Origin of the sequence: Methylocaldum sp. (assembly GCF_035627495.1) — a bacterium.
In the GTDB taxonomy this organism is placed as follows: domain Bacteria; phylum Pseudomonadota; class Gammaproteobacteria; order Methylococcales; family Methylococcaceae; genus Methylocaldum.
Map to the genome: position 1 here is coordinate 18,143 of NZ_DASPLO010000173.1, position 12,052 is coordinate 30,194.

The window sequence follows — 12,052 nt, forward strand, 5'->3', positions numbered from 1 at the left end:
GCGCGTAATGGCGATCGATCTCGACGATGAAATCGTTCAGGATTTCCTGGTGGAAGCCGGAGAAATCCTAGAAAAACTCAATGCTCAGTTGGTTGAGCTTGAGCAGTCACCGGACGATTACGATTTATTGAATGCCATTTTTCGCGGCTTTCATACCGTCAAGGGTGGGGCGGGTTTTCTCAATCTCTCTGCCCTGGTTGATGTTTGCCACAACGCTGAAGATGTGTTCAACGTCCTTCGGCAGGGAGAGCGGCGCGCCGATCCGGCTTTGATGGACGTCATTTTGGAAGTCTTGGACGTGGTTAATTCCATGTTTCGGGACATTCGGTTCGGGCAGGATCCCGAATCGGCTGATCCGTCGTTAATAAACCGGCTGAAAATTCTTGCGCTGCCGGAAACCAAAGAAAATCCAAGTCCTGGCCCACAAATCCGGACGTCTGCGGAACCGGAAATTGTTCGGCCGGCCAGTTCCAAAATCGTCCCGTCCGCGCAGAACGTTGTGGAGATGGCGCTTGCGGCGATGCTGGAACCCGCTCAAGACGACGATCCGGCCGAGACGGAGTTCGGGCAATTGCCGGATGCGCCGGAGGAGTCGAATCAGTCATCATCCACCCCGGCAAATGAAGCTAAGAGTCCGGTTTCCGAGGAAATTACCGAGGAAGAATTCGACCGCCTGCTGGATGAGATTCATGGCAAGGGCAAACATGGCGGCGTGCCCGACACGGCGGCTTCAAAGGCCCCGGAGACCGGATCGGGCGGCGAAATCACCGAGGACGAGTTCGACCGTCTGTTGGACGAGCTTCACGGCAAGGGTAAACACAGTGGAATACCGGGCGCCATGGTCCCCGAGGCACCGAAACCCGTAGCCGGGAGTGATGACATCACGGAGGACGAATTCGAGAGCCTGCTGGATAATCTCCACGGCAAGGGCAGGCATGGCGGCGTGCCGAAGAAGGAGATAGCGCGTCCTGCCGCCGTGCCCCCTGCGCCGACCGAAATGCCCGGTACGGCGCGGAACCCGACCAAAACGACGGCTAAGGCGCCGGCCGCCTCGGCGGTGGAAACCACGGTTCGCGTCGACACCCAGCGCCTGGATGAGATTATGAACATGGTGGGCGAGCTGGTCTTGGTCCGCAACCGCTTTCAGACCCTCAAGACCGCCCTCAATGACGAAGAGATCGCCAAAGCGGTCGCCAATCTGGACGTGGTGACGTCGGACCTTCAGCTATCGGTCATGAAGACGCGCATGCAGCCGATCAAAAAGGTGTTCGGCCGTTTTCCGCGCGTCGTGCGGGATTTGGCCAGAAGCCTTAACAAGGAAGTGCAGCTCGAGCTTCGCGGCGAAGAGACCGATCTCGACAAGAATCTTGTCGAGGCTTTGGCCGATCCCCTGGTGCATCTGGTCCGCAATGCGGTCGATCACGGCATCGAGACTCCCGACGCGCGAGTTGCGGCCGGCAAGCCCCGCGAAGGCTTGGTCGTTTTGACCGCCTCTCAGGAGGGCAATCATATCGAGTTGACCATCGAGGACGACGGCAAGGGAATGGACCCGGACGTGCTCCGGCGCAAGGCCGTGGAAAAAGGGCTGATGGACGAAGAAAGTGCCGCGCGCATGGATGACAAAGAATGTTACAACTTGATTTTCATGCCCGGCTTTTCCACCAAGTCGGAGATTTCGGATATTTCCGGGAGAGGCGTCGGGATGGATGTGGTCAAGACCCGGATTGCCCAGATGAACGGCTCGGTAGCGATCGATTCGAACAAGGGCAAGGGCAGCCGTATTACCATCAAGTTGCCGCTGACTTTGGCCATCATGCCGACCTTGATGGTCAAGCTGAACAATCAGCCCTTCGCTCTGCCGCTGGCGAGCGTCGTCGAAATCCTCGACCTCGATCTCAAGAAGTCCAATACGATAGACGGGCAGTTGGTCGTATTGGTCCGGCAGCGAGCGTTGCCGTTGTTTTATCTCAAGGAGTGGCTGATTCCGGATTATCGGCATGACAGAAAGCGGGCCAATGATTCCGGCCATGTGGTGGTGGTGAATGTCGTCGGACGGCACATAGGGTTTGTGGTTGATCACCTGGTCGGGCAGGAGGAAGTGGTTATCAAGCCTTTAGGCGCTAAGCTCGACGGCGTAGCCGGAATGGCCGGCGCTACGATTACCGGCGATGGCAAAATCGCCCTCATTTTGGATGTGCCCGGCTTGATGAAACGGTACGCTCCGTTGCGTTAACCATAGAGCAACTAAGGGGTTTTCATGACAATCCGGGTTTTGGTGGTGGATGATTCGGGCTTTATACGCCGTAGATTGACCGAAATCCTCAGCATCGACAGTGACATGGAGGTCGTAGGAAGCGCCGCCAATGGCGCCGAGGCCGTGCAAAAGGCGGCATCCCTCAATCCGGACGTAATCACCATGGATGTGGATATGCCAGTTATGGATGGCATTACCGCGGCGCGCCAGATCATGAGAGATCAGCCGACACCGATTCTGATGTTTTCCTCGTCCACCAAGGCGGGCGCGAAGGCGACGCTGGACGCACTCGAAGCCGGTGCGATGGATTTCATGCCCAAACAGTTGCACGAAATCAGCGGAGATCAGGACATGGCCAAGCGCATTTTGCGGCGCCGTGTTCGAGACTTGGCCGAGCATGCGGCGAGGTTAAGGCGGTCCGGCCGGTTGACCAGACCGGTCACCGCTCGGCCCGTTACCAGACCGGCGGCTGCGAAAGCGCAGATCCGGGATTTTCGTTTGCTGGTAATCGCCGCCTCTACCGGCGGCCCCGTGGCTATACAGAAAATTTTGACGCAAATTCCCGAAACCGCTTCGGTTCCCATCATATTGATCCAGCACATGCCGGGAAACTTTACCGCCAGTTTTGCCGAGCGACTGGATCAACTTTGCCGGATTCGGGTCAAGGAAGCTCAGGACGGAGACGAACTCAGACCCGGTGTCGCTCTTCTGGCGCCCGGAGGTTTCCAACTGGAGTTGAGCGAGCACAGGGCGCGTAAGACGATCGTTATTCGGGAGAGCGGAAACGGAGAACATTTCCGCCCCAGTGCCGACGTGACGTTTAGTTCCATCGCCAAAAGCATGCCCGGCAAAGTTCTCACGATCGTTCTGACCGGCATGGGGTCTGACGGGAAGCTCGGCGCGGAAAAATTGAAAGCCAAAGGTGCGGTCGTTTGGGCTCAAAACGAGCAGAGTTGCGTTGTTTACGGCATGCCGAAAGCCATCGTCGACGGCAACCTGGCCGACTGCATATATGATCTCGATGACATGGCCGACGAACTGAAGAACCTTTAGGCATGGATCCTTTAAGCATTATCGGCGTCACTCTCGGGCTCGCCGCCGTTCTAGGCGGCAACTGGCTGGAGGGTGGGCATATCAATTCACTGCTGAATGCCCCGGCCATGATTATCGTATTCGGCGGCACGCTGGGCGCAACCATGCTACAGGCCCCGCCGGCGGTGTTTTTCTATGCCGTCAAAATGCTCAAATGGGTCTTTGTAGTTCCGCCAATAGACCATAAGGAGCAAATCAAGAAAATTGTCAGTTGGAGCGCATTGGCGCGGCGGGAAGGGCTGCTCGGCTTGGAAACCTTCATAAGCGGCGAGAAGGAACCACTGGCAAAAAAGGGGCTTCAGCTGTTGGTTGACGGTAACGAGCCCGAGGTTATACGGGACAGCTTGGAAGTAGAAATATACGCTCGGCAACAACGCGATATCAGTGCGGCCAAGGTGTACGAGGCCATGGGAGGCTACGCGCCAACCGTCGGAATCATTGGTGCGGTAATGGGGTTGATCCACGTGATGCAGAATTTGTCGGATCCCAGCAAGTTGGGCAGCGGCATTGCAACGGCGTTCGTGGCGACGATCTACGGTGTCGGTTTCGCCAATTTGATATTTCTGCCCATTGCCAACAAATTGAAATCCAGGGCACAAGCCAATAACCAGGCGCGGGAACTGATTCTGGAAGGGATCATCTCGATAGCGGAAGGCGAGAATCCGCGGAACATCGAGATGAAGCTGACCGGTTTCCTGGACGGGTGACAAGAGTATGGCGCGACGGAAACATTCGGAAGAAGAGCATGAAAACCTGGAGCGCTGGCTGGTTTCCTATGCCGATTTCATTACGCTCTTGTTCGCGTTTTTTGTCGTGATGTATGCGATCTCTTCGGTCAACGAAGGCAAATATCGGGTGCTGTCAGAATCGCTCTCGGCGGTGTTCAAGGAACCGCAGAAGGACCATAACCTCGGGCATACGCTGGAACCGATCCAAATCGGCCAGCTAAAGAAAGGGGAAGACATTTTAGGCGAACCCTCAACGCCGGCCGGTTCGACTTCGTCCGAGAGCATGGCCGAGTTGGCGGGCGAGGATCTTAAGGCGGAGCAAGCTCAACTGGAGAGTCTGGCGGACCAGATCGAAGCGGCTTTATCGCCGTACATCCAGGACGATTTGGTTGCCGTCAAGCGCCATGATCTGTGGGTGGAGGTGGAGATGAAGAGCGGGATGTTTTTCTCCAGCGGCAAGGCTGACCTTTCGAAGGAATCACTGCCTATGTTTTATCGAATGTCCGAAATTTTCCGCGAAATCGACAACGCCATACATGTGGAGGGCCATACCGACAATCTGCCGATCAGCACCGCCGAATTTCCTTCCAACTGGGCGTTGTCTTCCGCGCGCGCCGCCGTTGTGGTCAACCAATTAATGAGCAACGGCATCGATCCGCGCCGAATGGCGGCTATCGGCTATGGGGAGCATCATCCCATTGCCGACAATAAGACCGAGGAAGGGCGTTATCAGAATCGGCGAGTGGTGATTGTCCTGATGTCCGACGGGGCGACACGTTACAAACTCTCTTCCGGCGACCGAGTCCAGGAACTCGACGCACCTCGAAAGCCGGTGGCGTCGGGTGCATCGACACACCCGTCGGAGGTCAAGCAGCCATGAGAGTCTGGGCCGTATCCAATCAAAAAGGCGGCGTCGGTAAGACCACTACGGTTGTTACTTTGGGAGGGATTCTAGCGTCTCGGGGATACCGTACTTTATTGATAGATCTCGATCCCCACGGTTCGCTGACCAGCTATTTCAGAATGAACCCGGACCAGATCGATTTCAGCGTCTACAACCTGTTTCAGGATGTGCTTGCCAAGAAAAAGTTGCTCCCGAGCCCTTACATTGTTTCCACGGAGTTCGAGGGGCTCTCGGTGCTGCCGGCCGCTACCGCCATTGCGACCGTCGAGCGGCAAGGCGGAGCCGGCGGCATGGGGCTGGTGGTTGCCAATGGTTTGTCGGCCGTTCGCAAACAATACGATTTCGTGCTGATCGACAGTCCACCCATGTTGGGCGTGCTGATGGTGAACGCTCTTGCCGCCTGCGAACATCTGTTCGTTCCGGTGTTATCCGAGTTTCTCGCCCTCAAGGGTTTGGAGCGGATGCTGAATACCCTTGAAATGATTGGTAGGTCCCGAAAAACAAAGCTGAACTACACCATCGTTCCGACCTTGTTTGATCGGCGTACCCGAGCATCGATACAAACCCTTCGGGTGATGCGCGAACGTTATGGCGATCAAGTCTGGGGCTCCGTAGTTCCGGTCGACACCCAGGTGAGGGAGGCAAGTGACGCCGGAATCCCGCTGTCTCATTACATGCCCAAATCCAAAGCCGTCATGGCTTACACCGAACTGCTCGAGCATATGTTCTCGCAAGACCAGTCTCGCCGGATCGAGCCGGCTTTAGCGACCGCATGAGAGCCGATAGCCTTGGGCAAAGCACAATCGGATGGCAGGATCAGGTATTAAGCTTTTATCTGCGGAGCCTGCTGAACCAGACCTACGGGCAACCCGAGCCTTTGGTAGCCGAGCGGACGGAGCAAGATTCGATAACGACGTTTCAGCCTGCCCAAGCCGCTCCCCCGGCGTTGCCCGGCTGGGCTCAACCGGAATTTCAAGTCGTTTACTTTCGAGTCGGTCACATGGTTGTTGCGGCGCCTTTGGCCGGAGTGAGAAGAATCGAACGCCTTAATGATTCGTCCCGGGTGACGGTCTTGCCGGGGAAGCCTGATTGGTTCCTAGGGCTGGTACGATTTCAGGGCGAGATCATCCAATTGGCGGATACGGAGCTTCTCATAAGCGGAAAGAGTTCGACGTCCACTCGCAGTTCGTATCGCCATGCTCTATTGCTTGATGAAGGGCGGTGGGGACTGGTGTGCGACGAGATTGTCGATATGGTCCGGCTGCGCGAGAGTGATGTTCGCTGGCGTGTAAATCAATCGAAACGAGTGTGGGCGGCCGGTACCGTTATCAATCGCTTATGCGTGTTAATGGATCCGGACCGCTTGATTCCGGGCACTCAATCCAACGACAAACGGATTTGGCGACACCGGCGTCCCTGAGTCGGCTGGCGATACGTTTAAGGGAGCAACGGCGAGGGTTCGTCACCGGGGAATGGCTTTAAGATCTTCATGATAATGCTATAAGCGAGAGGGTAATATGAGCGAAGCGTTGGAAAAACGCAGCGATCCGGTGAATCAGTGGGTCACGTTCCGTTTGGGCGAAGAAACCTACGGAATTAACGTGATGCAGGTGCAGGAGGTACTGCGCATTACCGAGATTGCTCCGGTTCCGGGGGCGCCGGATTACGTGGTGGGTATCATCAATTTGCGCGGAAATGTGGTCACGGTGATCGATACCCGTAAGCGCTTCGGTCTGTTTCCCAAAGAGCCGGACGACGCGTCGCGGATCGTGATTATCGAAGCGGAAGACCAAGTCATCGGCATTTTGGTCGATAGCGTTGCGGAGGTCGTTGAACTCAGGGCCTCCGAAATCGAATCGGCTCCCAGCGTGGGCAACGAAGAAAGTGCCCGCTATATCCAGGGTGTGACGAGCCATAACGGTGAACTACTGATCCTGGTCGACTTGAATCGGTTTTTAAGCGACGAAGACAAGGCCGAGCTCGATTTGTTTTAATTTCTGCCACTTTGAGTTCGCTGTTTTCACGGTTAAAAAGTAGATTATGGTTGAGATTCATCCTGTCGAACACATGAGGCCTTTGCCGGCTGTGGACAAGGTCAAGCGGGACGAAAGCCGAAAACAGCAAAAATCCAATTCGCAAGAAAAGAAAAAAACAGGGCCGGCGGAAAATGGCGATTCAACGCCCCATATCGATGAATACGCCTGATGGACTGGCATCCCCCGTATTTTATTCTGGTTGGGCTGATGGTCGCGTTGTTGGTGGGAATGCTCATTCTGACGTGGGCTTACCTGATTCTTAGGCGCGATTACTCGTCTTTAGCCGCACGGCTCGCTAAGCAGCAAAACGATTTGATCGGGTTGTCAGCAGCCGCGGTGCAGGTAGATCGACGTGTACTAGATCAAGAGCAACGGCTTCGAGAGTGCGATGAGAGAGTAGCGTCGCTATCCTCGCAGGAGACGGGCTATCAACCTTATCGTGCGGCAATCGAAAGGCTCAAGGACGGCGTCGATCCCCAGGAACTGGTATCCCAGCTGGGTCTTTCCCTATCCGAGGCAAACTTGCTGGCGCGTCTCTATGCTCAGCGACAGGGCTGATACGGATTCGCCGAAGTAAGCTTTTGTTTTCCAGGCGTTGTGTGGGCTTCTTGGACTGCATATCTCACCGCCGAGCTTTAGCAGATCGAAGTTTGCATACGGCTCGGCCGGCAAAATATGATCGATTGAGTCCCTTGTCGAGAACAATTCCCGCGCTTCCGAATCGAATACCGGAAAGCTTGATTCGAAGGTCGTAAGATCTGGTTTGTTGCTTTAGCGCAAAATCGTAGCGGGATCACAACGAAGCGTAGGGTTCCGCTTGGAGTTTTGTGATATAGTCGCGGCGATTTCGATTTCGGACTTATGGGTAAGACAATGTTTCTTCGGTTTATCCTGGGATTATTTCTGATTGCTTTATCTCCGTTGTCAGTTGCAGCGGATGCCGCCACGGAAGCGAAAAAAAACGTAGACCTGCTCAATAGCACGCTAATTGAGGTCATGAAGGAGGCTAAACAATTAGGATATGAAGGGCGGTATAAGAAACTCGAACCGGTAGTCAAGGAGGTGTTCGAGTTTGAAGCTGTTTCACAGATTGCTCTCGGTAATCACTGGAAGAAGCTGGACAGGCAGCAAAAAACGGCATTTATAGAGAAGTTGACCGATCTGAGCATTGCCACTTACGCCGCTCAGTTTAATGACCACTCGGGGGAGGAATTTAAATATGATTCCGCCCAAGATATGAAGAGCGATCGTGTGTTGCTGCGCTACTTTCTCACTTCACCTAACGAAAAGCCCATTAAATTCGAATACATCGTGAATGAATTCAATGGGCAGTGGCGTATTATCAATATCATCGTCGACGGCATCAGCGATTTGGCGCTCAAGAAAGCGCAATATACCAGCGTTATTGACCGCGAGGGATTTGATAGTCTTCTGAACAAGCTATCCCAGAAGATCGCCGATTATTCCAGTAATAATTCCACTTCCGGATAAAAAAGGGCGCCGCTGGCGCCCTTTTTTACAACAGATGTTGTTCGGCTTTAGAACAACGGTTCGCGATAGAACAGTAATACATTGCCAATCAGGAACATCGCCATGATGGATACAAAACCGGCGATTTTTCCTTCCAAATACCCGCCGTAATTCTCGTCGGTTCCCGCCAAACGGAGTTCAAGCCACCGTCCGCTCGCCATGATCACGGCGAGGAGTCCCATCGCCGTGTGCGTCGACTGAATTAGGTATTCGCTTTTCAATTCGAACTCCGCATGAGCATGGGTAAGCAGCAAAATGCCTCCGAACGCGCACAGCATTGGGAACAGGTAACGCAAGCGGTAAGCTTCTCGATTGGTGCGAGCGCGTATTTCCATTACACCCAAGGCGAAGGCCAGAAGCGTGGCAATACGGTGCTGGAACACTTCACCGTTGCCGAAGGTGCTTTCCCAGAAACCGATAGGACCTAGAGGCCAGGTTTCGGCATCGCTACGGAAGAACAGAAAAATGCTCAATCCTACGAAACCCAGGGGCCAATACCTGGCCCACCGTAAGCGCCTGTTGTAGGAAAGCATGGCGATCAGCCCCATGGACGTCAGGAAGAGGCCGGACACGTTGTGATTGTAATCCGACCATTCCGTAGCCGCGGGTGACGGAATCTTGTCAACCACCGCCACGCGCCCGGGTTCTCCGGCCAGCAGTTGTTCGTGCGTGGGCGAAGTGAGACGGGGGACGTGCGGGGCGAACATCTCGGCTACTTCCGAGACGGTCGCGGACAGTTCCTTGATGTCCGCGGAAGGCGGCTGCGACGACAAGGTAGCGGCAATGAAAAGCACTCCTACCAATATGAAGGTCTCGGCCTCGATGTAATGCGGAACCTTCTGATCTATGCCGGACGTTTGCCGCTGTCCCAACCACAGCCGGCCGGCCCGGTGGTTCAGATAGGCGAAGCCAAGAGCGACGATTAGAAGGATGACTTTAGTGACGACCAGACTGCCGTAGCCGGTGCCGAAAAGACCGTCCCAACTGCCGATGTAAGTCCAAGCCAGCGGGAGCCCTGTGATTAGGAGAATGCCGACCGAGCTGACGCCTAGCCAAGCGAAACGGGTGATGGCAATCGGCCATAGCGCTTTTGCCTCATGAGATCGCCGGCTCATATGCCAAAGCGACAAGAGTTGCGCAACGCCGCCGAACCACACGGCCGCCGCGAACTGATGGAGCACGGTCATGGTCATGAGCTGCTCCCTGTCTTCGAAACGGCCCACGCCATGCACCAGCCACGCGCCGCTGATAACCATGGGGACGGTTAAAATCGCGGCGAGATTCCAAGAAAATTGTTTGTCCGGTGTTTGACGCAACTGGCTGGCGATCAAGATCAGTCCCAAGGACAGCAGGAAACGGACTAAACCGGCCTGAAACTGAACGGTGCCTATATAAGCCTCAATCGGAAATTCGCCCAGAACCGAAGTCAAAACCGCGGCCTTGATGACCAATTTGAGGCCCTGGGTGACGGCCAAGGCAATGGCGCCGGCGCGCAACAAGCCAACGCCGCGGCGGACCACGGACTCATGGGAGACGGATTCGGACGACCATACCTTAAGGATAAAAGCACTCCATAGCATGCTTCCCACAACCAGGGCATAGCTGATCAAAATCAGCCCGCCGAGGAAATCATCGATAAAATTGGCTAAACCTTGCATGTACATAGAGGTCACCGCGGCTCAGAGACGTGGAAACGAATGACATTTTCCGTGAAGTGTCCATCCGCAGCGAATACCTTGTATTTCAGGGCATATTCGCCCGGCGCGAGGGAAGGTACGTGAATACGCATCTCGCCCGGTTTTTTTCCTTTTTCGATTTGTACCGGATGAAAAACATCGCCTTTACTGACGAGAAATACTCGTGACAGCGGCAATTCCACATTGGAATTGAAAAAAAGCACGACTGTCGTGGCGTGATTTGGCTGAATCGGGTTTTGGGCCAGGGAGGATTCGGTAACGACGGCATGAGCCCATAGTCGTTCGCCGTAAGCCAGGGACAGGCAAATGAAAAACAGCAGGAATACAAGTTTATTTCTGCGGAATGCGATTGATTGGTGCATGGTATGCGGTTTTTGTCGTGGATGTGGATTCAGCCAGCCTTGGATTTAAGGGCATGGCTGGTAAGGTTTTTTCCAAGGTCCCAAATGGCTCCCGGAACCTTGTGGCAGTCGGCAATAACGTCGTCCAATGCAGTGAGAATCCACTGCGTGTCTTTTTCGTCGATCACCAGCGGGGGAAGAAACTTCACCACGTTCATGCCGTGCCCGGCAACTTGGCTCAAGATGCGATGGTTCTTGAACAAAGGGATGGTGATCATTTGGCTGAACAGCCCTTTGTTGGCGGTTTCCAGCAGGCTCCAGGCGGCCTTTAGCGAGAAGCTCTTGGGCGAGCCGAATTCAAGGGCGATCATCAGTCCCTTGCCGCGGGCTTCCTGAAACAGCTCGTACTTGTCGACCAAGCCTTGTATTCCGGCCAGAAGTTCATCTCCGAGACGCGCGGCGTTTTCCACCAGTTTTTCGTCATCGATGACCTTCAGTCCGGCCAACCCGGCCGCCATTGCCATATTATTCTTGGAGAAGGTCGAACCATGCACCACGGCTCGGTCCATTCGATTGAATACGGCGTCCATGACGTTCTTGGTCATCGCCACGGCGCCCACCGGGATGAATCCCCCCGACAAGGCCTTAGCCATTAGAATCATGTCGGGCTCCACCCCCCAGTGGTCAATGGCCCAAAATTTACCCGTGCGGCCGATACCGGTTTGAATCTCGTCCGCGACAAAAAGGGTTCCGTATTGGGCGCACAAGCGAGCCGCTTCAGGCAGATAATCGTCGCTTGGCAGGTTGACGCCCTTACCTTGAATCGGCTCGACGATGAAGGCTGCAACGTCTTTGTTACGCAAAGCTTCATCCAACGCCTTGATATCGTTGAAGGGTATGGCAACGCATTCGGGCAACAAAGGACCGAAACCCTCGCGGAAGACCTTTTCGCCGTTAAGAGAAAGCGCGCCCATGGTGAGGCCGTGGAATCCGTGCTCGCAATAGACGATCTTTTCCCGCTTGGTGGTATAGCGGCTGAACTTGATCGCCGCTTCGACCGCCTCCGCGCCCGAGTTGCAAAAGAACATCTTGCTGAGATTGTCGGGGCAGCGCTTCAGAATTTGCTCCGCCAACAGGCCGCTTAGCAGGGACACGTCCATTTGCACCATGTCGGGCAGTTCGCTTTGCAATACGTCCTGAAGCGCCTGGATGATCGCGGGATGATTGCGGCCAAGCGCGAATACGCCGAAGCCGCTCAAGAGATCCAAGTATTCGTTGTTCTGATCATCGTAAAGATACGGGCCACGGGCTTTCGTGTAGACGCGGTCATAGCCGATGGCCTTGAGCACCCGGACCATCTGAGTGTTCAGATAATTTTCGTGTAGCTCGAAGTTCTCGCCGCTATGGGTGGCCAGCAAATCCGCAATGTAGGTGGACATCAAAACCTCGGGAATTATCTATGGCTAAAAA

The 12,052-nt window shown here is 54.8% G+C and carries 12 protein-coding genes; 9 read left to right on the top strand and 3 right to left on the bottom strand.

The genetic code is table 11. The annotated features are described in order from the left end of the window. Positions 1–7: 7 nt before the first annotated feature. The 9 genes from VEB01_RS15475 to VEB01_RS15515 all read left to right on the top strand — a co-directional run bounded on the left by VEB01_RS15475 (position 8) and on the right by VEB01_RS15515 (position 8,505). Positions 8–2,233 (top strand): chemotaxis protein CheA, encoded by a 2,226-nt coding sequence (locus VEB01_RS15475; protein ID WP_324876969.1) that lies wholly within the window; start codon positions 8–10, stop codon positions 2,231–2,233. A 24-nt stretch (positions 2,234–2,257) separates the two neighbouring features. Then, positions 2,258–3,307 (top strand): protein-glutamate methylesterase/protein-glutamine glutaminase, encoded by a 1,050-nt coding sequence (locus tag VEB01_RS15480; protein ID WP_324876970.1) that lies wholly within the window; start codon positions 2,258–2,260, stop codon positions 3,305–3,307. 2 nt (positions 3,308–3,309) lie between these two features. Continuing rightward, positions 3,310–4,053, top strand: a complete 744-nt coding sequence (locus VEB01_RS15485) for a flagellar motor protein (RefSeq protein ID WP_324876972.1) — start codon at positions 3,310–3,312, stop codon at positions 4,051–4,053. A gap of 7 nt (positions 4,054–4,060) precedes the next feature. Continuing rightward, on the top strand, positions 4,061–4,954 hold the full coding sequence (motD, locus tag VEB01_RS15490; protein ID WP_324876974.1) for a flagellar motor protein MotD: 894 nt from the start codon (positions 4,061–4,063) through the stop codon (positions 4,952–4,954). Further along, complete coding sequence (locus tag VEB01_RS15495; RefSeq protein ID WP_324876976.1) at positions 4,951–5,754, top strand: ParA family protein; 804 nt, start codon at positions 4,951–4,953, stop codon at positions 5,752–5,754. The genes motD and VEB01_RS15495 overlap by 4 nt, the downstream gene beginning before the upstream one ends. Next, positions 5,751–6,398 carry a chemotaxis protein CheW gene (locus tag VEB01_RS15500; RefSeq protein ID WP_324876978.1) on the top strand — a complete coding sequence of 216 codons (648 nt, stop codon included), beginning with the start codon at positions 5,751–5,753 and terminating at the stop codon, positions 6,396–6,398. The genes VEB01_RS15495 and VEB01_RS15500 overlap by 4 nt, the downstream gene beginning before the upstream one ends. A 97-nt stretch (positions 6,399–6,495) precedes the next feature. Then, complete coding sequence (locus tag VEB01_RS15505) at positions 6,496–6,972, top strand: chemotaxis protein CheW (RefSeq protein ID WP_324876980.1); 477 nt, start codon at positions 6,496–6,498, stop codon at positions 6,970–6,972. A gap of 210 nt (positions 6,973–7,182) precedes the next feature. Further along, on the top strand, positions 7,183–7,572 hold the full coding sequence (locus VEB01_RS15510; protein ID WP_324876982.1) for a DUF2802 domain-containing protein: 390 nt from the start codon (positions 7,183–7,185) through the stop codon (positions 7,570–7,572). 303 nt (positions 7,573–7,875) lie between these two features. Then, a complete protein-coding gene (locus VEB01_RS15515) occupies positions 7,876–8,505 on the top strand; it encodes an HpnM family protein (protein WP_324876984.1) in 630 nt (209 codons plus the stop codon). A 47-nt stretch (positions 8,506–8,552) separates the two neighbouring features. Here VEB01_RS15515 and VEB01_RS15520 read toward each other — a convergent pair whose 3' ends face one another. The 3 genes from VEB01_RS15520 to VEB01_RS15530 are packed head-to-tail and all read right to left on the bottom strand — an operon-like array spanning position 8,553 to position 12,021. Next, positions 8,553–10,208 (bottom strand): copper resistance D family protein, encoded by a 1,656-nt coding sequence (locus VEB01_RS15520; RefSeq protein ID WP_324876986.1) that lies wholly within the window; start codon positions 10,206–10,208, stop codon positions 8,553–8,555. Between the two features lie 5 nt (positions 10,209–10,213). Then, the gene (locus VEB01_RS15525) at positions 10,214–10,603 is read right to left on the bottom strand and encodes a copper resistance CopC family protein (RefSeq protein ID WP_324876988.1); all 390 of its coding nucleotides are present in this window, start codon (positions 10,601–10,603) and stop codon (positions 10,214–10,216) included. Positions 10,604–10,632: 29 nt separating this feature from the next. Further along, positions 10,633–12,021 carry an aspartate aminotransferase family protein gene (locus VEB01_RS15530; protein ID WP_324876990.1) on the bottom strand — a complete coding sequence of 463 codons (1,389 nt, stop codon included), beginning with the start codon at positions 12,019–12,021 and terminating at the stop codon, positions 10,633–10,635. Positions 12,022–12,052 lie beyond the last annotated feature (31 nt).

Bases quoted from the DNA above. Each gene is read 5' to 3' on its own strand.
- VEB01_RS15475 (WP_324876969.1), top strand. From the start codon at position 8: ATGGCGATCGATCTCGACGATGAAATCGTTCAGGATTTCCTGGTGGAA.
- VEB01_RS15480 (WP_324876970.1), top strand. From the start codon at position 2,258: ATGACAATCCGGGTTTTGGTGGTGGATGATTCGGGCTTTATACGCCGT.
- VEB01_RS15485 (WP_324876972.1), top strand. From the start codon at position 3,310: ATGGATCCTTTAAGCATTATCGGCGTCACTCTCGGGCTCGCCGCCGTT.
- motD (WP_324876974.1), top strand. From the start codon at position 4,061: ATGGCGCGACGGAAACATTCGGAAGAAGAGCATGAAAACCTGGAGCGC.
- VEB01_RS15495 (WP_324876976.1), top strand. From the start codon at position 4,951: ATGAGAGTCTGGGCCGTATCCAATCAAAAAGGCGGCGTCGGTAAGACC.
- VEB01_RS15500 (WP_324876978.1), top strand. From the start codon at position 5,751: ATGAGAGCCGATAGCCTTGGGCAAAGCACAATCGGATGGCAGGATCAG.
- VEB01_RS15505 (WP_324876980.1), top strand. From the start codon at position 6,496: ATGAGCGAAGCGTTGGAAAAACGCAGCGATCCGGTGAATCAGTGGGTC.
- VEB01_RS15510 (WP_324876982.1), top strand. From the start codon at position 7,183: ATGGACTGGCATCCCCCGTATTTTATTCTGGTTGGGCTGATGGTCGCG.
- VEB01_RS15515 (WP_324876984.1), top strand. From the start codon at position 7,876: ATGGGTAAGACAATGTTTCTTCGGTTTATCCTGGGATTATTTCTGATT.
- VEB01_RS15520 (WP_324876986.1), bottom strand. From the start codon at position 10,208: ATGTACATGCAAGGTTTAGCCAATTTTATCGATGATTTCCTCGGCGGG.
- VEB01_RS15525 (WP_324876988.1), bottom strand. From the start codon at position 10,603: ATGCACCAATCAATCGCATTCCGCAGAAATAAACTTGTATTCCTGCTG.
- VEB01_RS15530 (WP_324876990.1), bottom strand. From the start codon at position 12,021: ATGTCCACCTACATTGCGGATTTGCTGGCCACCCATAGCGGCGAGAAC.